The 24,013-nt window shown below is 71.3% G+C and carries 20 protein-coding genes; 12 read left to right on the top strand and 8 right to left on the bottom strand.

Translation table 11 applies throughout. The features are described from left to right. Nucleotides 1–46 precede the first annotated feature (46 nt). Nucleotides 47–1,294, bottom strand: a complete 1,248-nt coding sequence (locus BGO45_RS09190; RefSeq protein WP_292693194.1) for a class I SAM-dependent RNA methyltransferase — start codon at nt 1,292–1,294, stop codon at nt 47–49. Between the two features lie 57 nt (nt 1,295–1,351). On the opposite strand from BGO45_RS09190, the gene BGO45_RS09185 reads away from it, so the two are divergent. Further along, the gene (locus BGO45_RS09185; RefSeq protein WP_292693191.1) at nt 1,352–1,999 is read left to right on the top strand and encodes a nucleoside triphosphate pyrophosphatase; all 648 of its coding nucleotides are present in this window, start codon (nt 1,352–1,354) and stop codon (nt 1,997–1,999) included. 77 nt (nt 2,000–2,076) lie between these two features. Continuing rightward, nucleotides 2,077–3,843: a biotin carboxylase N-terminal domain-containing protein gene (locus BGO45_RS09180; protein WP_292693188.1), complete on the top strand. Its 1,767-nt coding sequence runs from the start codon at nt 2,077–2,079 to the stop codon at nt 3,841–3,843. Nucleotides 3,844–4,367: 524 nt separating this feature from the next. On the opposite strand, the gene BGO45_RS09175 is transcribed toward BGO45_RS09180, so the two are convergent. Beyond that, on the bottom strand, nt 4,368–5,828 hold the full coding sequence (locus tag BGO45_RS09175; protein WP_292693186.1) for an NAD(P)H-quinone dehydrogenase: 1,461 nt from the start codon (nt 5,826–5,828) through the stop codon (nt 4,368–4,370). Between the two features lie 67 nt (nt 5,829–5,895). Here BGO45_RS09175 and BGO45_RS09170 point away from each other — a divergent pair, with 67 nt between their 5' ends. Further along, nucleotides 5,896–6,729, top strand: coding sequence for a purine-nucleoside phosphorylase (locus BGO45_RS09170; RefSeq protein WP_292693183.1), 834 nt, complete (start codon nt 5,896–5,898; stop codon nt 6,727–6,729). Continuing rightward, on the top strand, nt 6,726–8,384 hold the full coding sequence (locus BGO45_RS09165; RefSeq protein ID WP_292693180.1) for a phospho-sugar mutase: 1,659 nt from the start codon (nt 6,726–6,728) through the stop codon (nt 8,382–8,384). The genes BGO45_RS09170 and BGO45_RS09165 overlap by 4 nt, the downstream gene beginning before the upstream one ends. A gap of 300 nt (nt 8,385–8,684) precedes the next feature. On the opposite strand, the gene BGO45_RS09160 is transcribed toward BGO45_RS09165, so the two are convergent. After that, the gene (locus tag BGO45_RS09160) at nt 8,685–10,658 is read right to left on the bottom strand and encodes a PTS sugar transporter subunit IIA (RefSeq protein WP_292693177.1); all 1,974 of its coding nucleotides are present in this window, start codon (nt 10,656–10,658) and stop codon (nt 8,685–8,687) included. A gap of 121 nt (nt 10,659–10,779) precedes the next feature. Between BGO45_RS09160 and BGO45_RS09155 the strand changes: the two genes are divergently transcribed. The 8 genes from BGO45_RS09155 to BGO45_RS09120 all read left to right on the top strand — a co-directional run bounded on the left by BGO45_RS09155 (nt 10,780) and on the right by BGO45_RS09120 (nt 18,380). After that, nucleotides 10,780–11,106 carry a PTS sugar transporter subunit IIB gene (locus BGO45_RS09155; protein ID WP_076491060.1) on the top strand — a complete coding sequence of 109 codons (327 nt, stop codon included), beginning with the start codon at nt 10,780–10,782 and terminating at the stop codon, nt 11,104–11,106. Between the two features lie 23 nt (nt 11,107–11,129). Beyond that, nucleotides 11,130–11,405 (top strand): HPr family phosphocarrier protein, encoded by a 276-nt coding sequence (locus tag BGO45_RS09150; protein WP_076491061.1) that lies wholly within the window; start codon nt 11,130–11,132, stop codon nt 11,403–11,405. A 15-nt stretch (nt 11,406–11,420) separates the two neighbouring features. After that, on the top strand, nt 11,421–13,103 hold the full coding sequence (gene ptsP, locus BGO45_RS09145) for a phosphoenolpyruvate--protein phosphotransferase (protein ID WP_292693171.1): 1,683 nt from the start codon (nt 11,421–11,423) through the stop codon (nt 13,101–13,103). 53 nt (nt 13,104–13,156) lie between these two features. Continuing rightward, nucleotides 13,157–14,785: a PTS mannitol transporter subunit IICB gene (locus BGO45_RS09140; protein ID WP_292693169.1), complete on the top strand. Its 1,629-nt coding sequence runs from the start codon at nt 13,157–13,159 to the stop codon at nt 14,783–14,785. A gap of 100 nt (nt 14,786–14,885) precedes the next feature. Then, on the top strand, nt 14,886–15,323 hold the full coding sequence (locus tag BGO45_RS09135; protein ID WP_076491064.1) for a PTS sugar transporter subunit IIA: 438 nt from the start codon (nt 14,886–14,888) through the stop codon (nt 15,321–15,323). After that, nucleotides 15,320–16,471: a mannitol-1-phosphate 5-dehydrogenase gene (locus BGO45_RS09130; protein WP_292693166.1), complete on the top strand. Its 1,152-nt coding sequence runs from the start codon at nt 15,320–15,322 to the stop codon at nt 16,469–16,471. The genes BGO45_RS09135 and BGO45_RS09130 overlap by 4 nt, the downstream gene beginning before the upstream one ends. Nucleotide 16,472: 1 nt before the next feature. Next, nucleotides 16,473–17,252 carry an alpha/beta hydrolase gene (locus BGO45_RS09125; RefSeq protein WP_292693164.1) on the top strand — a complete coding sequence of 260 codons (780 nt, stop codon included), beginning with the start codon at nt 16,473–16,475 and terminating at the stop codon, nt 17,250–17,252. Between the two features lie 459 nt (nt 17,253–17,711). After that, nucleotides 17,712–18,380: a hypothetical protein gene (locus tag BGO45_RS09120; RefSeq protein ID WP_292693162.1), complete on the top strand. Its 669-nt coding sequence runs from the start codon at nt 17,712–17,714 to the stop codon at nt 18,378–18,380. 180 nt (nt 18,381–18,560) lie between these two features. Here the strand turns inward: BGO45_RS09120 and BGO45_RS09115 are convergent, their stop codons facing one another. From BGO45_RS09115 to BGO45_RS09095, 5 genes are read right to left on the bottom strand one after another with little or no spacing between them, the layout of a single operon-like run. Next, nucleotides 18,561–19,667 carry an adenosine deaminase gene (locus BGO45_RS09115; RefSeq protein ID WP_292693160.1) on the bottom strand — a complete coding sequence of 369 codons (1,107 nt, stop codon included), beginning with the start codon at nt 19,665–19,667 and terminating at the stop codon, nt 18,561–18,563. A gap of 23 nt (nt 19,668–19,690) precedes the next feature. Continuing rightward, nucleotides 19,691–20,980: a thymidine phosphorylase gene (locus BGO45_RS09110; protein ID WP_292693157.1), complete on the bottom strand. Its 1,290-nt coding sequence runs from the start codon at nt 20,978–20,980 to the stop codon at nt 19,691–19,693. Next, the gene (locus tag BGO45_RS09105; protein ID WP_022878797.1) at nt 20,977–21,378 is read right to left on the bottom strand and encodes a cytidine deaminase; all 402 of its coding nucleotides are present in this window, start codon (nt 21,376–21,378) and stop codon (nt 20,977–20,979) included. Before BGO45_RS09105 ends, BGO45_RS09110 begins: the two co-directional genes overlap by 4 nt. 43 nt (nt 21,379–21,421) lie before the next feature. Then, nucleotides 21,422–22,720: an ABC transporter permease gene (locus BGO45_RS09100; protein ID WP_076491070.1), complete on the bottom strand. Its 1,299-nt coding sequence runs from the start codon at nt 22,718–22,720 to the stop codon at nt 21,422–21,424. Beyond that, nucleotides 22,717–23,949 carry an ABC transporter permease gene (locus BGO45_RS09095; protein WP_292693721.1) on the bottom strand — a complete coding sequence of 411 codons (1,233 nt, stop codon included), beginning with the start codon at nt 23,947–23,949 and terminating at the stop codon, nt 22,717–22,719. The genes BGO45_RS09100 and BGO45_RS09095 overlap by 4 nt, the downstream gene beginning before the upstream one ends. Nucleotides 23,950–24,013 lie beyond the last annotated feature (64 nt).

Below are 24,013 nucleotides of genomic sequence, written 5' to 3'. Positions count from 1 at the left end.
GTGGTGGGAGTGGGGGAAGAGATCGAGACCGTGGACGCCCTGCGGGTCATCGCCGCAGGGCGACGACCGCCTCGACGTGGTGGGAGTGGGGGAAGAGATCGAGACCGTGGACGCCCCCGTCGACGCGGTACCCGTGCACCGCGAACGTCGCCAGGTCCCGCGCGAGCGCGACGGGGTCGCAGGCCACGTAGACCACCGCTCGGGGATCGAGCCCCGCGATCCCCTCGACGACCTCGCGACCGGCGCCGGCGCGAGGAGGATCGAGGACGACGACACCGCGGGAGATCCGCTCCCGCTCTCGCTCCGAGGCGTCCGCGCGCAGTCGGGCGACGTAGCGGTCGACCCGCGCCGTCTCCGCGCGCGCACCGACCCACTCGGCCAGATTCTCCCCCGCATGCTCCGTCGCGCGCGCGTCGCTCTCGACGCTGACGACCCGGGTGGATGCGCCGCCGATGTCGGCCAGTGCCGCGGCGAACAGCCCCACCCCTCCGTAGAGGTCGAGGTGAACGGCATCCGGGTCCAACTCTCCCGCCGCCGAGCGGATACGGTCGGCGACCGCCTCGGTGAGAGCTCCCGCCGCCAAGCGGTGGACCTGCCAGAAGCCGCCCGCGTCGACGCGGAAGACGCGGTCGCCCACGCGCTCCTCGACGACCTCGACCGTCCCGGTCGCGGGAGCTCCGTCGGGGCGAGGGAGGACGCGGACCCGCCCGTCGGCGGGCTGCACGAGGTCGATCCGGCCCGGAGCGGCGCCGCGCAGATCGGCGGCCGCGCGGGCGATCGCGTCCGTCGCGAGCGGAAGATCGGGCGTCTCGACCACGCGGTGCGACCGCGGGGCGAACGGGCCCACACGCCCGTCCTCGTCGACGTGCAGGCTCACACGCGTCCGCCAACGCGTGCCGTCGGACGTCTCGTCGTCCCCGGCCGGCCGGACCGACACGGGGAGTTCGAGTCGACCGACGCGTTCGAGGGACTCTCGGATCACCCGCTCCTTCAGCAGCCGCTGCTGACCGAGCTCGATGTGGCCGAACTCCGCACCGCCGACGCGTTCGTCGGGCGAACGGTCGATCGCGGCCGACGGCCACACGTGCGGGCGACGCTCGGGCGCGGCATCCAGGACCTCCAGGGCCTCGGCGCGCCAGAACGCCTTCTTCCGCGTGTCGGTGAGACGGACGCGCACCCGCTCGCCCGGCAGGGTGTCCGGGACGAAGACCACGCGGCCCTCGTGGCGCCCGACGAAGATGCCGCCGTGGGCGACTCCGGTGATGTCGAGATCGATGAGGTCGCCGTTCTGCATCCTCCGAGCCTGTCATACGACGATCCGCCGCGGCCGCGTCGTCGGTAGCGTGGACGCATGCGCGTGTGCCTGGCATCCACCTCCCCCGCTCGTCTCATGCTGCTGCGGCAGGCCGGGATCGAGCCGGAGACCCGGGCTCCCCGAGTGGACGAGGAGGCGGTGATCGCCGAGGTCGAGGCGTCCGAGGGGCGCACGCTTCCGGCGCCGGAGCACGTCCTGCTGCTCGCACGCCGAAAGGCCGCCGACGTCGCGTCCCTTCTGGCCGAGGAAGGATCGGGGTTCGACGGATTCGTCATCGGCGGCGACTCGATGTTCGCGCTCGGCGACGAGATCCTCGGCAAGCCCTACACCGCCGAGGCCGCGACCGCGCGCTGGCGCGACATGCGCGGGCGCACGGGCGTGCTGCACTCCGGACACAGCGTGTTCCGCGTGACGCCCGGCCAGAAGCCCCGGGAGGCGTTCGCCGGTGCGGAAGCATCGGTGACATTCGCCGCCGACGTAGACGACGACGAGATCGCCGCCTACGTCGCCAGCGGCGAGCCGCTGCTCGTCGCCGGCGCGTTCACCGTCGACAGCCTGGGCGGCGCCTTCATCGAGCGCGTCGAGGGAGATCCGTCGACGGTGGTGGGGATGTCGCTGTCGACGGTGCGGCGTCTCGTCCGTGAACTCGGCGGGTCATGGACCGACCTCTGGAACCGTTCGTAGACTCCAGCACACGTTTTTCGGCGTTTCTTGTCGAGGAGGGTCAAAAGACGCGCACCTCCCCTCGCTAGGCTGGACGAATGCCGAAGATCGCCAAGGTTCTCGTCGCCAACCGCGGCGAGATCGCCGTCCGTGTCATCCGCGCCGCACGCGATTCGGGAAAGGCGTCGGTCGCCGTCTACGCCGACCAGGACCGTGACGCCCTGCACACCCGCCTCGCCGACGAGGCGTACGCGCTCGAGGGCGCGACCAGCGCCGACACGTACCTCTCGATCGAGAAGATCCTCTCGGTCGCCCGCCGCTCCGGCGCCGACGCCGTGCACCCCGGTTACGGCTTCCTCGCCGAGAACGCCGACTTCGCCCGCGCCGTGATCGACGCGGGTCTCGTCTGGATCGGCCCCTCCCCCGAGGCCATCGAGGCCCTCGGCGACAAGGTGACCGCGCGCCACGTCGCCGAGAAGGTCGGCGCCCCGCTCGCACCCGGCACCCCCGGCCCCGTCTCGGGCGCCGACGAGGTCATCGCGTTCGCCGAGCAGGTGGGCCTGCCGATCGCCATCAAGGCCGCCTACGGCGGCGGCGGGCGCGGACTGAAGGTCGCGCGCGAGCTCGACGAGGTCGCCGAGATGTTCGAGTCGGCGACGCGCGAAGCCGTCGCCGCGTTCGGCCGCGGCGAATGCTTCGTCGAGAAGTACCTCGACAAGCCGCGCCACGTCGAGACGCAGTGCCTCGCGGATGCGGCCGGCAGCGTCGTCGTCGTCTCCACGCGCGACTGCTCGCTGCAGCGGCGCCACCAGAAGCTCGTCGAGGAGGCCCCGGCGCCGTTCCTCAGCGACGAGCAGAACGCGATCCTCTACTCGGCATCCAAGGCGATCCTCCGCGAGGTCGGCTACGTCGGTGCCGGCACGTGCGAGTTCCTCATCGGCGCCGACGGCACGATCTCGTTCCTCGAGGTCAACACGCGCCTCCAGGTGGAGCACCCGGTCTCCGAGGAGGTCACGGGCCTCGACCTCGTCCGGGAGCAGTTCCGCATCGCCGAGGGCGAGGAACTCGGGTACGACGACCCCGCCCCCGTCGGTCACTCGTTCGAATTCCGCATCAACGGCGAGGACCCGGGCCGCAACTTCCTGCCCCAGCCCGGCCCCATCCACGTCTTCAAGACCTTCGGCGGTCCGGGGCTGCGCCTCGACTCCGGCGTGACGGCGGGCGACAGCGTCTCGGGCGCGTTCGACTCGCTGCTTGCGAAGATCATCGTGACCGGACGCGACCGCGCCGAGGCGCTCGAGCGCGCCCGCCGCGCCCTCGACGAGTTCGAGGTGGCGGGACTGCCCACCGTGCTCCCCTTCCACCGCAAGGTCGTCCGCGACCCCGCGTTCACCGCCGAGGACCGCACGTTCGGCGTCTTCACCCGCTGGATCGAGACCGAGTTCGTCAACGACATCCCCGCGTGGGACGGTGAGCTCGAAGCACCCGCCGAGGCTCAGGGCCGTCACACCGTGGTCGTCGAGGTCGGCGGCAAGCGCCTGGAGGTCAGCCTCCCCGACCGGATCGCCGTCCCCGCCGCCAAGCCCGGACGCCCGGCCGCCGCACCGCCGTCGCGCCGGTCCCACTCCGCGTCGCCGACCGCCGGAGCCACCGGCGACGCCGTGAAGTCCCCGATGCAGGCCACGGTCGTGAAGATCGCGGTCGAGGAGGGCCAGCAGGTCGTCAAGGGCGACCTCGTCGTCGTGCTCGAGGCCATGAAGATGGAGCAGCCGATCCAGGCGCACAAGGACGGCACCGTCGCCGGCATCGACGCGACCCCCGGCTCGACCGTCGCGGCCGGCCATCCGCTGCTGCTGATCAGCTGAGGCATCCCGTCCTCGTCCGACGCCGCGTCCCTCCGGGGGCGCGGCGTCGGCGTAACTGGGCGGCGGCGTTGCGCTGTGCGGCGGCGTCGCGCTGCGCGGCTGCGTCGCGCTTTGCGGCGTCGGCGCAACTGTGCGGCGGCGTCGCGCTTTGCGGCTGCGCGATAAACGGCATCCACGACGAGAAACGCCACGACGGCGCGTTTCTCGCCGTAGATCGCGTTTATCGGCGGAGTTGCGCAACTCCCCGCGCGCGACGGGGGCACGGTGTCGCGCGCTGTCGCGCAGTGTCCCGGGGCGGCCGCGCGCCGTGCGCCGACGCGGGGCGCGTCGCGCCCCGATCCGATAAACGCCGTTCCCGACGAGAAACGGGGCGACAGCGCGTTTCTCATCGTGGATGCCGTTTATCGCCACCCATTGCGCCTACGGGCACCGCCGCTTCCGACCGCGGCAACGCGCGCCCCGGCGCACCGCCGTACCCCCGCCGTACCCCCGCCGCGGGGCACGCGGCCGGCGCGATGCCGCGTTCAGTCCTCGCCGGGATCGTCGCGGTCGACGATGTGCATCGCGCGGGCAGCGTCCGTGATGCTCGACGTCAGCGACGGGTACACCGCGAACACGCGGGCGACCTGGTCGACGGTGAGGCGACGCTCGACGGCGATCGCGATCGGGTAGATGAGCTCCGAGGCGCGCGGGGCGACGATGACGCCGCCCATGACGGTTCCGCTCCCCTGCCGCGCGATGAGCTTGACGAAGCCGTCGGTGATGCCCTGCATCTTCGCGCGCGGATTGGCCGACAGGGGCAGCTTCTTCACGACCCCGGCGATCTTGCCGTCGGCGATGTCCTGCTCGCTGAAACCGACCGTCGCGATCTCGGGCGCGGTGAAGATGTTCGCCGTGATGCGGCGGGTCTCCAGGGGGATCACGACGTCGCCGAGCGCGTGGAAGACGGCCTGACGCCCCTGCATGGATGCCACGGACGCCAGCGGGAAGAAGTTCGTGCAGTCGCCCGCGGCGTAGATGTTGGGCACCGACGTGCGCGCGACGCGGTTGACGCGGATGTGGCCCGACGGCGTCATCTGCACGCCCGCCTGCTCGAGCCCGATACCGGCGGTGTTGGGGATGGAACCGACGGCCATGAGGCAGTGGCTGCCCTCGATCGTGCGGCCGTCGGCGAGCGTCACGGTGACGCCGTCACCGGTGTTCACGACCGAGTCGGCGCGCGCCTTCGACAGCAGGGTCATGCCGCCCCGCTGGAAGACGCGCTCCAGCACGGCCGCGGCATCCTGGTCTTCCCCGGGGAGCACCTGGTCGCGGCTGGAGACGAGCGTCACCTTCGCGCCGAGGTTCATGTACGCCGAGGCGAACTCGGCGCCGGTCACACCCGAGCCGACGACGATGAGGTGCTGCGGGACGGACTTCATGTTGTAGAGCTGGGTCCACGTGAGGATGCGCTCGCCGTCGGGCTGTGCGGACGGCAGCTCGCGCGGCGAGGCGCCCACCGACACCACGAGTGTCTCGGCCTCGATGCGGTCGAAGTCGGTGCCGCCCGCCTCGGTCGAGACGACGACCGCGCCGGAGCCGTCGAGGCGTCCGTGGCCGGAGATGATGCGGACGCCCGCCTCCAGCAGCGACGAACGCATGTCGTCCGACTGCTGCCGCGCGAGCGAGAGCAGCCGCTGATTGACCGCGGCCAGGTTGATCGCGACCTCGGGGGCCAGGGGCTTGCCGCGGTCATCCTTGGCGAAGAGCTGCACGCCCAGCTCGCTGGCGTTGCGGATCGCCACGGCGGCATCGGCGGTCGCGATGAGCGTCTTCGACGGCACGACATCGGTGATGACGGCCGAGCCGCCCACGCCCGCCCGCTCGACGAGGGTCACGTCGGCGCCGAGCTGGGCGGCGGAGAGAGCCGCTTCGTAGCCGCCGGGGCCCCCGCCGACGATCGCGACGGACTGCTTGCGCTCGAAGCTCTGCACCATGGCATCCATTCTTCCCTAGAGCGACGCGCGGCCCGTGCGCCTGGCCCCGGATGCCGCGGGTTTCTAGAGTGGTCCTATGGCACACAGCAACTCTCACCAGCTCGACGACCCGGCGGTCGACCCGTTCGAGGTCGCCGCGACGGCGGCCGCCGACATCGCGCGCCTCACCGGCGTCGAGCGTCACGACATCGCGGTCACCCTCGGCAGCGGCTGGGGCCGCGCCGCCGAACTCATCGGCGAGGAGACCGCGGCGTTCCCCGCGACCGAGGTCACCGGCTTCTCGAAGCCCGCCCTCGAGGGACACGTCGGCACCCTCCGCAGCGTGCGCACCCCCGGCGGCAAGAACGTCCTCGTCATCGGTGCCCGCACGCACTACTACGAGGGTCACGGCGTCCGCCGGGTCGTCCACAGCGTCCGCACCGCCGCGGCGACCGGCGCGACCACGATGATCCTGACGAACGGCGCGGGCGGCATCCGCGAGACCTGGAAGCCCGGCCAGCCGGTGCTCATCAGCGACCACATCAACCTCACCGCCGACTCTCCGCTCGAGGGCGCGACTTTCATCGACCTGACCGACCTGTACTCGCAGCGGCTGCGCGACCTCGCCCGTTCGATCGACCCGACCCTCGACGAGGGCGTGTACACGCAGTTCCGCGGTCCGCACTACGAGACCCCCGCCGAAGTGCAGATGGCCAAGACCATCGGCGGCCACATCGTCGGCATGTCCACGGCCCTCGAGGCGATCGCCGCGCGCCAGGCGGGCATGGAGATCCTCGGTTTCTCGCTCATCACGAACCTGGCCGCCGGCATCCAGAAGACGCCGCTCAGCCACGCCGAGGTGCTCGAAGCCGGGCGCGACGCCGAGCCGGTGATCTCCGCGCTGCTGGCCCGCGTGATCGGCGCGCTGTGAGCGACCACGTCGCCGCGGCCCGCGCCTGGCTCGCCCAGGACCCGGATGCCACCACCCGCGAAGAACTCACCGCGCTGCTCGCGCGGGTGGAGGGCGGGGATGCCGAGGCGGCCGCCGACCTCGAGGACCGTTTCGCCACCCGCCTCGCCTTCGGCACCGCGGGCCTCCGCGGCACGCTCGGCGCCGGGTCGAACCGCATGAACCGGGTGCTCGTCGCCCAGGCCGCCGCGGGGTTCGCGGCGTACCTGCGCGAGAAGCAGCCCGACGGCACGCCGACCGTGGTGGTCGGCTACGACGGACGCCGCAACTCCGACGTGTTCGCCCGCGACTCGGTGGAGATCTTCGCCGGTGCGGGGCTCCGCGCGATCCTGCTCCCCCGCATGCTGCCGACGCCCGTGCTCGCGTTCGCGGTGCGCCACCTCGGCGCGGACGCCGGCGTCATGGTGACCGCGAGCCACAACCCGCCCGACGACAACGGCTACAAGGTGTACCTCGGCGGTGCGGACGACGGTGCACAGATCGTCTCGCCGGCGGATGCCGAGATCGCCGCGCACATCCAGCGTGTGGCCGATGCCGGCGACGTCACGGTCCTCCCCCGCTCGGTCGGTTTCGAGAACGCGCCGGAGTCGCTCGTCGAGGCCTATGTCGCCGCGACCGCCGCCGTGGCCCCCGCGCCGGCCGGCGTCGACGGGCTGCGCTGGGTCTACACCGCGATGCACGGCGTCGGGTGGGAGACGGTGTCTCGCGTACTCGCCGCGGCCGGGTATCCCGCGCCGACGGTCGTCGAGGCGCAGATCCACCCCGACGGGCGCTTCCCCACCGTGGCCTTCCCCAACCCGGAGGAGCCCGGGGCCATGGACCTGGCGTTCGAGACGGCGCGCTCCGCCGACGCGGAGTTCGTCATCGCGAACGACCCGGATGCCGATCGCCTCGCCGTCGCGATCCCCGACGCCGACGCGGACGGCGGCTGGCGTCGTCTGTCGGGCAACGAGATCGGGCTGCTGCTCGGGTGGCGCGCGGCGCGTTCGGCGTCGGGCGGTTCGCTCGCGTGCTCCCTGGTGTCGTCGCCCGGCTTGCAGGCGGTGGCCGAGCATTACGGACTCGATTTCCACGCGACGCTCACCGGCTTCAAGTGGATCTCGCGGGCGCCCGGCATCGTCTTCGGCTTCGAGGAGGCTCTGGGCTACCTCGTGAACCCCGAAACCGTGCGCGACAAGGACGGCATCTCCGCCGCCGTGGCGTTCCTCGGTCTCGTCACCGCCGCCCGTGCCGAGGGCCGGACGATCGCCGACCTCCTGCAGGAGTTCCGCGACACCTTCGGCGCGTTCGCGAGCGATCAGATCTCGGTGCGCGTGACCGACCTGAGCGAGATCGGCGGGATCATGGCTTCCCTCCGCACCCAGCCGCCGTCCGCGGTGGGCGAGGTCGCGGTGTCGAAGGTCGACGATCTGCTCGAGGGCGTCGACGGGCTGCCCCCGGGCGACGTGCTGCGGATCTGGCTCGAGGACGGCTCGCGCCTCATCGTCCGCCCCAGCGGCACCGAGCCGAAGCTGAAGCTGTACCTCGACGTGCGCGGCTCGTCGGCGAAGAAGGCGAACCGTCGCCTGGCCGCCCTGCGCGCCGGTGCGGAGGAGCTGCTCGCGGCCGTGCGCTGACGCGGGTCCGGCGCCCAGGCGTGCGGCGGTGCGCGGAGCTGCGCGCGGGTGGCCCCGGGGCGACGGAAGTGGCCCCGGGGCCACCCGCGCTCTCGGCAATGCAGAACGAACCCCCGACCGAACGCCCTGTCGTTCGGTGGGGGTGGGCCGACATCACGGATGCCGCCACGCTCGGGCGGCGGCTCGCAGCCTTCGGGATCCGCCCCGGCCGCTCCCCGACGTAGGTATCCTGGGCCGCCCCTGTGCCGGCGTGGCCCCGGGGCCACCTACGACCCGCGGGATCTGCCACGCAGCCCGACGTCAGCCGTCGATCACCGCGACCAGCTCGTCGAGGAACGCCGGGAAGTCCGTCGCGCGGCGGACGATCCGCTGCACGCTGTCGCGCTCGCTGAACACCTCGACGAACTGCTCGAACACGGTCTGGAACGCCTCGCGGTCGGTCTCGCTGAACGCCACGAGCGCCACCACCTGCACGCGCCCCTCGCCCCAGGCGATCGAGGGGTCGGCGATGCCGATCGCGATGCGCGTCTGGGTCGCGGTCATCCCCATGGCGTGCGGCACGGCGAGCGCGTCGGTGAACGCGGTCGACGAGATCCCCTCGCGCTCCACCGCCCGGGCCACGTAGTCGTCGTCGATGACGCCCTCGTCCACCAGCAGCCCGCCGAGGCGCCGGATGACCCCCGCCTCGCCGCCGTCGGCATCCAGCCCGCGCACGAACGCGTCGGGCGAGAAGTACGTCTCGAGCTCGGCGCGGAGGCGGGCGAGACGGCGGCCTCGGCGCACGCGCGACGCCGCGGCCTGCACGCGCTCGACGTCGGCGTCGGTGAGGAACGGCTGGATGCGGACGAATCGGTCGCCGGGACGGGGCGGGTCGATCGTGGTGAGCACGAGGTCTGTGTCGATGGAGTCCCACGCCGGGTCGATGCGCGTCTCGACGCCGACGACCTCGATCGCCTGCCCGAGCGAGCGGTCGACGCTGGAGCGCAGCAGCTCATGGAGCTCGTAGTACCCCGGGCACACGATCGTCGCGGTGAGCTGCTGGTCGGAGCGACGGCTGCGCTCGAGGCGCCCGCCGACGTGCATCGCGATGTAGGCGATCTCGTCGTCGAGGATCGGGATGCCGAGGGCGTCCTGCAGACCGCTGGCGATGTAGACGGCGACCTCGAAGATCATCGGATACGTCGACTTCAGGGACCGCGTCAGGGGGTTCCGCGACCAGGCCTGTTCCCGCGAGCGGTGCAGCAGGTTCTGCACGTGGAGCGCCAGCCGCAGCACGAAGTCGTCGTGCGCGATGTCCACCAGGTACTGGGATGCCGCGGCCTCCACGACCGCGCGCACCGCTCCCTCGACCGCGGGGTCGAGGCGCGAGCGCACGTCGTCGCGCGCCGGCGCGCCGGGGGCGACGATACGGGTCAGCACGAGCGTCGCGAGGTGGCGCAGATCGCCCGCGCCGAGCTGCACGCCGATGTGCTTGAGGGTGAGCCGGTCGAGCAGGTCGGCGACGGTGTCCGCGGCCTCCGAGGTCTCGCCCGCCGCGGCCCCGAGGCCCCGGTCGCGCGTGACGCGGTCGGCGGCGATGGCGATGTGCATGACGACGTCGCCGATGCCGATCTCGTTCACGAAGTATCCGAGCGCCCCGAGCTCGGCGACCAGTTCGGCCTTGAACGGGCCGAACGCACGCGCCCCGACCGACCTCTCGCCGAGCGTCCGCCGCAGCGCGTCGAGGTCGAACATGCCGGCATCCATCTCGTCGTGCGCGAGCTTGGACAGCAGCCGCCGCTGCGCGACCTCGGTTCCGCGCAGGCGGGCGGTGGATGCCGAGCGCTCGAGGGTCAGTTCCGTTCCGCCCAGCAGCCCTCGCACGCGCGCGAGGTCGGCCTCGAGCGTGGCGGCGCTGACGTGGAGCGAGTCCGCGGTCTCGTAGACGTCGATGCCGTCGGCGGAGTCGAGGAGCCGGCGCACGAGCGTGTGCAGGCGATCGCGCGGGGTTCCGCTGTCGGCGGGCGAACCGGCGCGCAGGGCGAGGGCGGCGTCCGTGCCGGCGCGGTAGCCGAGCGGTCCGGACTCGATCGCCGCACCCCCGGAGACGCGGGCGTTGACCGCCGTCACGTACGAACGCACGCTGCGGGGGGTCACGCCCAGCGCATCCGCCAGCGATGCGGCCGTGGACCACTCCGCGTCCCGCAGCAGCAGGGCCAGCAGGCGGTCTTGGCGAGCTTTCGTCGTCACGATCCGTCCTCCGCGCCGTCCCCAGGTTGGCAGCGCTCCGTCCATCCAACCACGCGCTTCCTCTCGGGGCGCCGGGTCGCGGCAACGGCGTTCCGGGGGGTGGGAAACGAACCTGGTTGTCCGCTGTGAACGCGGTGCCGAGAATCGAGGGAAAGGAGGCGGGTCGATGAGGATCCTCGTGGTGTGCGGCGCGGGTGCGTCCAGCACGTTCGTCGCACAGCGTGTTCAACGCGCCGCCCATGATCGCGGCCTCCCCTACTCCGCTTCGGCGGGGACCGTGAGATCGCTCCCGATCGATCTCGACGCGACCGACATCGTCCTCGTCGGCCCGCACCTGGCCCCCGACCTGGAGCGGATACGACAGGATGCCGCGACACGGGGGGTGCGCGTCGCGCTGCTGCCCGAGGACGTCTTCACCGACCTGACCGGTACCCGCACGCTCGCTCTCGTGGACGAGGCGATGGGCGCGCGGGAATCCGCGGACACCGTCTGACCCGCCGCCGGAAAGGAACACCCATGCCCCAGCTCACCCGCACCGTCCGCATCGGATCGTCGCACGGCCTCCACGCCCGCCCCGCGAAGCTGTTCGCCCAGGCCGCCAAGGAGTCCGGCATCCCCGTGACGATCGCGAAGGACGCCGGGGCTCCGGTGAACGCCGCCAGCATCCTCGGGATCATCGCCCTGGGCCTGGAGTACGGCGACTACGTGACCCTCACCGCCGACGGCGACACCGCCGAAGCCACCCTCGACCGCCTCAGCGAGCTGCTGACGACCGACCACGACGCCGAGTAAAGGAAGCACAGGAACATGACGGAACTCCGTGGAGTCGGAATCGGACTGGGCGTGGCCCAGGGCCCCATCGCGCGCATGGCGGAACCCCTGCCCGCGCCGAAGGACGGCCCCAGCGAGCTGTCGGTCGAGCAGGAGACGGCGCGCGTCCGCGAAGCCGTCGGCGCGGTCGCCCGCGAGCTCGAAGCCCGCGGTGCGCAGGCCGGCGGCGCGGCCCGCGACGTGCTCGAGGCCCAGGCGATGATCGCCGAGGACCCGACCCTCGAAGCCGAGGTCGACGCGCGCCTGGCCGCCGGCAAGAACGGCGAGTTCTCCGTCCACGACGCCTTCGCCTCTTTCCGCGAGCAGCTCGTCGCCCTCGGCGGCTATCTCGGCGAGCGCGCCGCAGATCTCGACGACGTCGCCCAGCGGGTCATCGCGCGCCTCCGCGGCGTCGCCGCCCCCGGCATCCCGGATCCCGGCCACCCGTTCGTGCTCGTCGCGAAGGACCTCGCCCCCGCCGACACCGCGCTCCTCGACCTCGACAAGGTGCTCGCGCTCGTGACCACCGAGGGCGGCCCCACCTCGCACACCGCGATCCTCGCGCGGGAGAAGTCGATCGTCGCCGTGGTCGGCGCGACCGGCGCGAAGGACCTGGTCGACGGCCAGACGGTGATCGTGGATGCCGCCGCCGGCGTCGTCACGGTCGACCCGAGCGACGATGACCTGGCGCGGGCCAAGAACCGGGCCGACGCGCGGGCCGCCGCGGCATCCGCCCCCATCACCGACGGCGCTCTCGCCGACGGCACGAAGGTGCCGCTGCTGGCCAACCTCGGCAAGCCCGGCGGCGCTGCCGAAGCCGTCGAGCTCGGCGCCGAGGGCGTGGGCCTGTTCCGCACCGAGTTCCTCTTCCTCAGCTCCAGCTCCGCACCCACCGTCGAGGAGCAGCGCGCCGCCTACATCGAGCTGCTCAGCGCCTTCCCCGGCAAGAAGGTCGTCGTGCGCGTGCTCGACGCCGGCGCGGACAAGCCGCTCCCCTTCCTCAACGACGCGCACGAGGAGAACCCGGCCCTCGGCCTGCGGGGCCTCCGGGCCCTCCGCGCGAGCGAGGACATCCTGCGCGAGCAGCTGACGGCGCTGGCCGAAGCGGATGCCGAGACCCGCAAGTCCGCGGCCGGCCCCGCCGATCTGTGGGTCATGGCGCCCATGGTCTCCACGGTCGAGGAGACCCGGTACTTCACGGCGCTGGCCAAGGACTACGGCCTGAAGACGACCGGCGTGATGGTCGAGGTGCCCTCCTCCGCTCTGCTGGCCGATCGCATCCTGCAGATCGCCGACTTCGCCTCGATCGGCACGAACGACCTGACGCAGTACACCCTCGCCGCCGACCGGCTGCTCGGTTCGGTGGCGTCGTTCCAGGACCCGTGGCATCCGGCCGTCCTCCGCCTGATCCGCGAGGTCGGCGCCGCCGGCCGTGCGAACGGCAAGCCGGTCGGCATCTGCGGCGAGGCCGCCGCCGACCCGCTGCTCGCGGTCGTGCTCGTCGGCCTCGGTGCCACCACGCTGTCGATGGCGCCCACCGCGCTCGCCGACGTGCGCGCCTCGCTTCTGACCCACACGCTCGACGATGCCCGCCGCATCGCCGAGGCAGCCCTGGCCGCCGACGACGCGGCCTCCGCCCGGGAGGCCGCCCAGGCCGCCTCCGCATCCGCCGCGGCCTGAGCCGCGCACCACCCCCGCGGCCCCGGCCGCATCCACAACAAGGAGACACAGCAATGACGACGGCGTCTACAGTCAAGAAGCCGGGAGGTGCACGGGTCGCGGTCCAGCGATTCGGCACGTTCCTCTCCGGCATGATCATGCCCAACATCGCGGCGTTCATCGCGTGGGGTCTGATCACCACCCTGTTCATCTCGGCCGGATGGCTGGGCAAGTGGTACCCCGTCGCCGACATGCTCGGTGGCTTCGGCGACGCCGGCAAGGTGGGCTGGCAGCACGCCATGACCACCCTGGCGGCCAACCCCGACGGCACGACCTTCCCGCAGTACGTCGGTCTGGTCGGTTCGATGATCACCTACCTGCTGCCCCTGCTCATCGCGAACACCGGCGGCCGCATGGTCTACGGCGAGCGCGGTGGCGTGGTGGCCTCGATCGCGGTCATGGGCGTCATCGTCGGCACCACGATCCCGATGTTTCTCGGCGCGATGATCATGGGCCCGCTGGCGGCCTGGATCACCAAGCAGATGGACAAGCTGTGGGACGGCAAGATCCGCCCCGGCTTCGAGATGCTGGTGAACAACTTCTCCGCCGGCATCCTCGGCATGCTGCTGGCCATCGCCGGCTTCTTCGGATTCGGCCCGATCTTCTCGGCCATCAGCTCGTTCCTCGGGACCATCGTCAACGGTCTCGTGAGCGTCGGCCTGCTGCCCCTGCTGTCGATCATCGTCGAGCCCGCGAAGGTGCTGTTCCTGAACAACGCCATCAACCACGGCGTGTTCACGCCCCTCGGCATCCAGCAGGCCGCCGAGACCGGCAAGTCGATCCTGTTCCTCATCGAGGCCAACCCCGGACCCGGTCTCGGCGTCCTCCTCGCCTTCACCTTCTTCGGCGTCGGCGCGGCCAAGGCTTCGGCCCCCGGTGCGATCATCATTCAGTTCTTCGGTGGCATCCACGAGATCTACTTCCCGTACGTGCTGATGAAGCCGATCCTGTTCCTCTCGGTCATCGCGGGCGGCATGACCGGCGTGGCGACGAACGCGATCTTCAACAGCGGCCTGCGATTCCCCGCAGCTCCGGGAAGCATCATCGCCGTGCTGCTGGCCACCGCACCGGACAGCTACGTCGGCGTCATCCTGTCGGTGATCCTGTCGGCCACGGTGTCGTTCCTGCTGTCGGCGCTCTTCCTCATCCGCACGCGCAAGCGCGATCTCGCCACCGAAGGCGCCGGTGACCTCTCCGCCGCCATCGCGGCGACCGAGGCGAATAAGGGCAAGGAGTCGTCCACGCTGGGCGCGCTGCGTAACCGTTCGTCGAACGACGACGTGCTCGCGTCGGCTGACCGCGATGTCGAAGGCTCGCTGAGCGGTCTCGAAGGCGCCGTCGCGACGAAGCAGCTGAACACCATCGTGTTCGCCTGCGACGCGGGCATGGGGTCCTCGGCCATGGGCGCCAGCGTCCTGCGCAACAAGATCAAGAAGGCCGGCATCGAGGGCGTCACGGTCACCAACCAGGCGATCGCGAACCTCGACGGCACCGCCGACCTGGTCATCACGCAGAACCAGCTGACCGACCGCGCCAAGGCGCAGAACCCCGACGCGATCCACGTGTCGGTGGACAACTTCATGAACTCGCCGAAGTACGACGAGGTCGTGGAGATGGTCCGCAGCCAGCACGAGGCGAAGTAACACCCCTACGGAGGGGCCGGGACACAATCCCGGCCCCTTCGTCTTCCCGTCCGGCCCGCGTTTTGCGAGGCTGGACAGCACGACGAGAAAGGCGAGAACCATGTCGGATGTCCTCCGCATCGAATCCGTTCGCATCCACCCCGGCAGCGCCACCCGTGAGGAGGCGATGAAGGAAGCCGCCGATCTGCTCGAAGCCGCGGGCTCCGTCACCGGCGAGTACTTCGCCGCGATGCAGCAGCGCGAGGAGACGGTGTCCACCTACATGGGCAACGAACTCGCGATCCCCCACGGCACCAACGAGACCAAGCAGGCCATCCTCGCCTCCGGCCTCTCCGTCGTCCGCTACGACGGCGGCGTCGACTGGGGCGGGGAGCCGGTGAGCTTCGTGATCGGGATCGCCGGCAAGGGTGACGAGCACCTCGAGATCCTGTCGCAGATCGCCATCCTCTTCTCCGAGGAGGACGATGTCGCCCGTCTGAAGGCCGCCTCCTCCCCCGCGGAGCTCTTCGAGGCCCTGTCGGGCTCCGTCAACGCATGAAGGCCGTCCACTTCGGCGCCGGCAACATCGGTCGCGGCTTCGTCGGTCTGCTGCTCCACGAGGGCGGCTACGAGCTCGTCTTCTCCGACGTCTCGGCCCCGCTCGTCGCCGCCATCAACGCGGCATCCGAGTACACCGTCCACGAGGTGGGCGAGGGCGGCACCGACAAGACGGTGACCGGCTTCCGCGCCATCGACAGTTCGACGGATGCCGAGGCGCTCGTCGATGAGATCGCCACCGCCGACGTGGTGACCACCGCGGTCGGCCCCACGATCCTGAAGTTCGTCGCGCCGCACATCGTCGCCGGGCTCGCTCTCCGCGACCCCTCGCTCGCCCCCCTGCAGATCATGGCGTGCGAGAACGCGATCGGGGCGACCGACCAGCTGCGCGAACACGTGGTCGAGATCGCCGGCGAGTCGTGGGACGCCCTCGAAGCCCGTGCGGTCTTCGCCAACACCGCGGTGGACCGTATCGTCCCGGCCCAGGCCGTCGGCGGCGTCGACGTGACCGTCGAGCCGTTCTACGAGTGGGCGATCGAGCGCGGGCCGTTCGGCGACGCCCCGCCCCACATCCCGGGCGCGCACTTCGTCGACGACCTCGAGCCGTACATCGAGCGCAAGTTGTTCACCGTCAACACCGGCCACGCGGCGACCGCGTACTTCGGCGCCCAGGCCGGAATCGAGCGCATCTCCGATGCGCTCGCCGATCCGGCGATCGCGGCGAAGGTCGAGGCGGCGCTGGAGGAGACGAGCGCGCTCCTGGTGCAGAAACACGAGCTCGACCCCGAGGTGCAGGGACAGTACCGCGCCACGATCCTGCGGCGCTTCCGCAACCCCGCGTTGCCCGACACCGTGGGGCGCGTCGGGCGACAGCCGCTGCGCAAGCTCTCGCGTCACGAACGCTTCGTCGGGCCCGCGGCCGAGGCGATCGAGCGGGGTCTCCCCGTCGACGCGCTCGTGGCGGCGATGGCCGCCGCCCTGGAGTTCCAGGATGCCGAGGATGCCCAGGCCGTGGAGCTCCAGCGGCTGCTCGGCGACCTGGATGCTGCGGCGGTCACCGCCGAGGTGACCGGGCTCGCACCGGAGCACCCGTTGTTCGCGCGCGTCGAGGAGATCGTCGCCGCACGGCAGGCGGCGTTACGCTCGTGAGGTGACCGACACCACACCGTCCGCCGACGGGGCGCCCAGAGCGCCCCGTCGGCGTTTTCGTGTCCTGCGCTGGATCCTGGGCGGCCTCGGCGCCCTCGTTGTGCTGGCGGTCGGCGGCATCCTGATCTACAGCCAGGTCGGGGTCATGGCAGCCGAGCCGGGCCCCCTCGCCGATGCCCGAGCCAACCCCGGGATGACGATCGCCGAGGACGGATCGGCCGTCGTGCTCTCCCCCACCGCCGGCGGAACCGGGCAGGGTCTGGTGTTCATCCCGGGCGCCAAAGTCCAGGCCGAGGGCTACATCGCGACGTTCGCCGACACGGTCGTCGACGACGGGATCACGGTCGTCATCACGCGTCCGTGGCTCAACCTCGCGTTCTTCGATCCGCGCCCCCTCTCGGCCTTCACCGAGCTCGCCCCCGACGTCTCGGTGTGGGCCGTCGGCGGCCATTCCCTCGGCGGTGTGCGCGCGTGTCAGCTCGCGACGGACGCCGACGCGCTCGTGCTCTTCGCCTCCTACTGCGCGAACGACCTGTCCGGTTCGGGGCTTCCCGTGCTGAGCCTGTCCGGCTCGGAGGACGGGCTGTCCACGCCCCAGAAGATCACCGAGGCGAAGGGCGAGCTGCCCTCGAACGCGACCTTCGTCGAGATCCCCGGAGCCTCGCACGCGTCGTTCGGCGCCTACGGCCCCCAGGCCGGTGACGGCACGCCCACGGCGGATCCGGCCGAGGTGGACAGGGTCATCGCCGAGCAGTTGGCGGCGTTCCTTCCCACGCCCTGACGCGGCCTCTCCGCCCCGGGCCGCGGGCGTACGTGCGGCGGCGTCCCGCGCTCCGGATCATCTCGCCGCTTTTTCCATACCTCGCGCTCGGCCCGCTTTCTTGGGCGCAGTATGTCCGGAGCGCGGCCCGCGAGCTTCGGGGCATCCGCCCTTCCTCCACAGCGCTCGGCTCTCCACCGTTCCGGAAAACTCACCACCTGGTGGGGCCCATGGTTCAAGACTGGGTCGGTGCGCGTCCCTGCAATCCCGGCCGATGTCCCTCGGTCGCTCACGACGAGTGAGCTCCGACAGGCGGGCATGACGAAGCGCGCGATCACCGCCGCCGTTTCGCAAGGAGATCTGCACCGCCTCCGGTTGGGGCGATATGCGCCGCGGGAGACCCCGCAGCTCCTGATCGACGTGGCTCGATGGGGAGGCCGCCTCGACTGCGTCTCGTTGTTGTCACACCTCGGAGTCTTCGTGCACTCGCGGACAGGCCCGCACATCCAGATCGATCCCCACGCGACACGTCTGCCGTCACGACCGGCGGAGGTACGTTGCCACTGGCGCCCGACGGCAGCACCCGCGGAGTCGCTCGTCGCGGACCTCACGGGGGCGCTCGCGCAGGCTGTCCTGTGTCAGCCCGCGCGGCACGCCATCGCGACGCTCGACAGTGCCTGGCACCTCGGCCTCGTCGACGAGCGCGGTGTGGACGAGGCGTTCCGGCGACTGCCCGCGCGATTCAGCGTGCTTCGTGGTCTCCTGGATGCGCGCAGCGAGGCGGGAGTGGAAACGCTCGTCCGCCTGATCCTCCGCACCCTCGGCCACCGACCGCAGCTGCAGGTGGTCATCGACGGTGTCGGGCGTGTCGATCTCGTCGTCGACGGGTGGCTCATCGTGGAATGCGACAGCCGCCGGTTTCACTCCGGGTGGGATGCGCAGGTGCGCGACCGTCGCCGTGACGCGGCCGCGCTCGCGCGCGGCTATGTCACCGTCCGGCTGCTCGCGGCGGACGTGCTTTCGCGGCCAGAGTCCGTGCGCGCACAGCTGGAGGAGATTCTCGGCCACGGGCCGGCGGTTCGGCGCTCCGGAGGACGCTCCGTTTTCGCGCCGACACCCGCGCGACGCAGCCGGTCTCGGCAGCGATGATCCGGAGCACGGGACTACGGTTCAGCCGGACACGCCGCGACCTCCCGCTCCTGTGCGCCAGGCGGGAATGCGCCGCGCTCCGGATCGACGCGCGGGAACGACCTCGCCGCCCGCATGCGAGACCCGCAAGCGCGGAATCTCTCCGGAGCGCGGGACGAGCGCACCCGTCCACCTGCCGGCTCAGCGCTGGAAGCCCTCAGCGATGATCTCGATGAGCTCCTCGCGCTCCTCCACCGGCAGGAACGCTCCGGCGGCGGCGTTGAGCTGGAACGCCTCGAGGTCATCGAGGTCATAATCGAACGCCTGCGCCAGCAGCCCGAGCTCCCGCGTCAGCGTCGTGCGGCTCATCAGGCGGTTGTCGACGTTCACCGTGACCGAGAAGCCGAGCTGGTAGAGCAGGTCGAACGGGTGGGCGTCCATCGTGTCGCCCCAGGCCGTGACCGCGCCCGACTGGAGGTTCGACGTCGGCGAGAGTTCGAGCGTGATCTCCCGGTCGCGCACCCACCGCGCCATGTCGCCGAAGGTGACCAGCACCTCCTCGCCCTCGCGCGAGACGACATCGAGGTCGTTCGCGATGCGCACGCCGTGGCCCAGGCGCACGGCCCGACCGTCGATGAGCGCGGAGCGGATGGATGCCAGCCCCGCCCCTTCGCCGGCGTGCACCGTCGTGGGGAAGAACTGCTCGGCGAGGTAGTCGAAGGCCGCGCGGTGATTCGATGCCGGGAACCCGTCCTCGGGACCGGCGAGGTCGAAGCCGACGACGCCGCGACCACGCCACGACACGGCGAGCTCGGCGATCTCGCGCGAGCGCGAGCCCTGACGCATGGCGGTGAGCAGCTGCCCGACGCGGATGTCCTTGCCGCGCGCATCCGCGGCATCCTCGCCCTCTTCGATGCCCTCCTGCACGGCGTCGACGACGTCGTCCAGGCTCAGGCCGCGGGTCAGGTGCTGCTCGGGCGCCCAGCGCACCTCGGCGTAGACGACGCCGTCGTCCGCGAGGTCTTCCACGAACTCCTTCGCCACGCGCACGAGCCCTTCGCGCGTCTGCATCACCCCGATGGTGGCGTCGAACTTCTCGAGGTAATCCTCGAGCGAACCCCCGTCGATGTGGTCGGAGAACCAGGCCTCGAGCCCGTTCGCGTCCTCCGCGGGCAGGTCGAGGTCGATGTCGTCCGCGAGCTCCAGGACGGTCTGCGGGCGCAGCCCGCCGTCGAGGTGGTCGTGCAGTGACACCTTCGGGAGGTTCTTGAGCTTCTTGCCCTGGATGCGGACGTCGTCGGTGGCCATGGTGCTCCTCGGGTCGGATGCCATCACGCGGTGATGCGCTCGCGCACGAGCGGGGTGCGCGCCGGAGCGGTGTCGCCGATCTCCCACGCGCCTTCGACGGCGGCGAGAGCGCGGTCGAATCGCGTCTCATCATCGGCCGAGAGGGTGAACAGCGGCTGACCGGCCGCGACCCGGTCGCCCACCGTCACGTGGAGGTCGATGCCGGCGGCGTGCACCACGGCGTCCTCGGCGCGGGCACGACCGGCGCCCAGGCGCCACGCACCAATGCCGAAGGGCAGCGCCTCGACGCGGGTCACCACGCCGGCGCGGTCGGCCACGACCGTGTGCGTTTCGCGCGGGGTCGGGAGCGCGGCATCCGGGTCGCCGTCCTGGGCGCGGATCATGCGCTTCCACACGTCCATCGCCCGGCCGTCGGCGAGAGCCGCCTCGACGTCGGCGTCGGGCTGACCCGCCAGCGTCAGCATCTCGCGGGCGAGCGCGACGGTGAGCTCCACCACGTCGGCAGGACCGCCGCCCGCGAGGACCTCGACGGACTCGCGCACCTCGTTGGCGTTGCCGATGGCGCGGCCGAGCGGGATGTTCATGTCGGTCAACAGCGCCGTCGTGTTGACGCCCGAGTCGGTCCCCAGCGCGACCATCGTCTCCGCGAGTTCGCGGGCCCGGTCGATGTCCTGCATGAAGGCGCCCGACCCGAACTTCACGTCGAGCACGAGCGAGTCGGTGCCCTCCGCGATCTTCTTCGACATGATGCTCGAGGCGATCAGCGGGATCGCTTCGACCGTGCCCGTGACGTCGCGCAACGCGTAGAGCTTCTTGTCGGCGGGAGCGAGGCCCGTGCCGGCGGCGCAGATCACGGCACCGACGTCGGCGAGCTGCGCGAGGATCTCGTCGTTGGAGAGCGCCGCGCGCCAGCCGGGGATCGACTCGAGCTTGTCGAGGGTGCCTCCGGTGTGGCCGAGTCCGCGGCCGGAGAGCTGCGGGACCGCGACGCCGAACGCGGCGACGAGCGGCGCGAGCGGCAGCGTGATCTTGTCCCCGACGCCGCCGGTGGAGTGCTTGTCGACCGTGGGCTTGCCCAGCGACGAGAAGTCCATGCGCTCGCCCGAAGCGATCATGGCATCCGTCAGCACCCGGATCTGGTCCCGGCCGAGGCCGTTGAGGAGGACCGCCATCGTGAAGGCCGACATCTGCGCGTCCATCACGTAGCCGCGCGTGTAGGCGTCGACCAGCCAGCGGATCTCCCCCTCGGAGATGGGTCGGCCGTCGCGCTGCGCGCGGATGATGTCGACCGCGTCGTACTGCTCGGCGCTCACCGGGCCGCCTCCTCGAGGTCGCGCGGACCGAAGGCGTCCGGCAGGACCTCGTCGATGGTACGGATGCCGCTGACCGTCTCGAGCAGCATGCCCGGGATCGCGTGCTCGAAGAGGAGCTGACGGCACCGTCCGCAGGGCATGAGGGTGCGGCCCTCACCGTCGACGCACACGAAGGCCACGAGCTGACCACCGCCGCTCATGTGGAGCTCGGACACGAGCCCGCATTCGGCGCACAGCGTCACACCGTACGAGGCGTTCTCGACGTTGCACCCCGCGACGATCCGCCCGTCGGCGACGAGCGCCGCGGCGCCCACCTTGAAACGGGAGTAGGGGGCGTAGGCGCGGTGCATGGCCTCGGTGGCGGCGGAACGGAGTTCGTCCCAGTCGATGTCGGTCATCGTGGAGCAGAGGGTCCTCTCGTGAAGGGGGAAGCGGGCCGGGTCAGCCCTTGACGTACGGTTTGCCGGCGGCCGCGGGACCGCGGACCTTCCCGACGAGACCGGCGACGGCGAAGATCGTCACGACGTACGGCAGCATGAGCATGAACTCGCTGGGCACGGGCGATCCGATCACGCCGAGGGTGTTCTGCAGGTTCGAGGCGAAGCCGAACAACAGCGCCGCGAGGGTGGCGCGAATCGGGTCCCACTGGCCGAAGATGACCGCGGCGAGGGCGATGTACCCGGCACCGGCCGTCATCTCCTTGTTGAAGGCGCCGACCGAACCCAGCGTGAAGAAGGCTCCACCGAGACCCGCGATCGCACCGCCCAACGAGACGTTCCAGAACCGGGTGCGGGCGATGTTGATGCCCACGGTGTCGGCCGCCTGCGGGTGCTCGCCCACGGCGCGCAGACGCAGGCCCCAGCGGGTGTGGAAGAGGCCGACGTAGACGGCGGCCACCGTGACGTACATCAGGTAGACGATGATCGTCTGGTTGAACAGCATCGGGCCGATGATCGGGATGTCCGCGAGCACCGGGATGGGCAGGCGCGGGAAGCGGGGCGGCGAGTTCAGCGTGTCGGCGTGCGGCGACAGCAGCTGCGAGAACAGGAAGCTCGTCAGCCCCACCACCAGGACGTTCAGCACGACGCCGACGATGACCTGGTCGACGAAGTACTTGATCGCGAAGGCGGCCAGGATGAACGACACCAGGACGCCGGCCACCGCGGCGGCGAGCAGACCGACGAAGGGATTGCCGGTCACGGTCGCCACCACCGCGGAGGTGAATGCACCGGCCAGGAGCTGGCCCTCGATGGCGATGTTGACCACGCCGACGCGCTCGCTGAGGACGCCCGCCATGGCACCGAAGATGAGGGGCACCGACAGGCTCAGTCCACCGGCGAGAAGTCCCGTCAGCGGGATGACCGCGGTCGTCGCGCCCGCGGCGGCCCACGTGAGGAATCCGACCATGAACACCACGGCGAAGATCACGGCCAGCCAGATCGGCGGGCGACGGTGCGCGCGCACGATGAGGACGCTCGCGACGGTGACCAGCGCGAGGAGGACGGTGCACACGGCCCCCGTGACGACCCCGCCGAGCACCAGCTCGGGGAGCTGGATGAACTCGCCCGGGCTGGAGATGCGGAAGACGGCGTCGCCGTCCTGCCGCGCGACGATGAACAGCACGGCGGCCAGCACCGTGATGACGCCGTAGACGATCGGCGCTTTCCAGCTGACGACGACGGCCTTGTCGAGCGCGTCGGCCGCGGGAGCGGTCTCGGAATGTGCGGCGGTGGTGCTCACCGGGCCGCCTCCTTCTTCTTGGCGGCGCGGGCCTGGGGCTGACGCGCCCCGGGGGCCGGCAGACGGAAGATCGCGCGCACCAGAGGGGGTGCCGCGATGAACAGGACGATGAGCGACTGCACGACCAGGACGATGTCGATCGGCACGCCGTTGGCGGCCTGCATGGCGAATCCGCCGGCCTTGAAAGCGCCGAACAGGATGCCGGCCACGAGCACTCCCACGGGAGTGGAGCGGCCGAGCAGCGCCACCGTGATCGCGTCGAACCCGATGCCCGCGTCGATACCGCTGGAGAACCCGGTCGTCACCGTACCGAGGACCTGGTCGACGCCGGCGAGGCCGATGAGCGCCCCGGAGATGAGCATCGAGTAGATGTACATCGACTTGACGTTGATGCCGGCGACGCGCGCGGCGTTCGGGTTCAGGCCGACGGCGCGGAACCGGAAACCCAGCGACGAGCGCTCGAGGATCCACCACACCAGCACCACCGCGAGGAGCGACAGGATGAACCCGAAGTGCAGGTTGTAGCCCGAGCCGAACAGGTCCGGGAAGACCGCGGTGTCCTTCATCGGCGGGGTCGTCGGGTTGCTCGAACCGGGCGCCTGGAGCAGGCCGGGCGTACGGAGCATGTAGTACACGAGGTAGTACGCCACGTAGTTGAGCATGATCGTCACGATCACCTCGTGCGCGCCGGTGCGGGCCTTGAGGACTCCCGCGATGCCGGCCCAGATCGCACCGGCGGCGACACCGGCGACCAGGGCGATGACCATGTGGACGCCCCACGGCAGGTCGAACGAGAAGGCGACCCAGCCGGCCGCCGCCGCGGCGACGAGCATCTGGCCACGACCACCGATGTTGAACATGCCGACGCGGAACGCGAGGGCGACACCCAGGCCCGCCGCGATCAGCGGCGTCGCGAACGTCAGCGTCTCCGTGAGCGGCTTGATCCCCGTGGCGAACTCCGGACGCCGGAAGTTGTAGATCGCGCCCTGGAAGAAGGAGGCGTACGCCCCCGACACCGACTGCCAGATGGCGGCGAGCGTGTCGCCCGGCCGCGCGAAGAAGTAGGCCGACGTCGCCTGGACGTTCTCGTCGGTGGCCGCGATCATGACGGCGCCCACGAGCAGCGCCAGGATGACGGCGAGCACCGAGATGATGGCGTTGCCCGTCGCGATCTCGCGCAGGGCGCGGCTCCAGCGGCTCTCTTCGGGCGCGGGCGGAGGCGTCACCACGCGGGCCCCCGCGGCCGTGTCGACGGCGACGGTTCCCTCGAGGGCGACGTCGGTGTCGGTCGCC

Source organism: Microbacterium sp. 71-36, from assembly GCF_001898305.1.
Taxonomy (GTDB): Bacteria; Actinomycetota; Actinomycetes; order Actinomycetales; family Microbacteriaceae; genus Microbacterium.
Note: the sequence above shows the minus strand (reverse complement) of the source record. Positions and strands in the feature narration are given on the sequence as shown.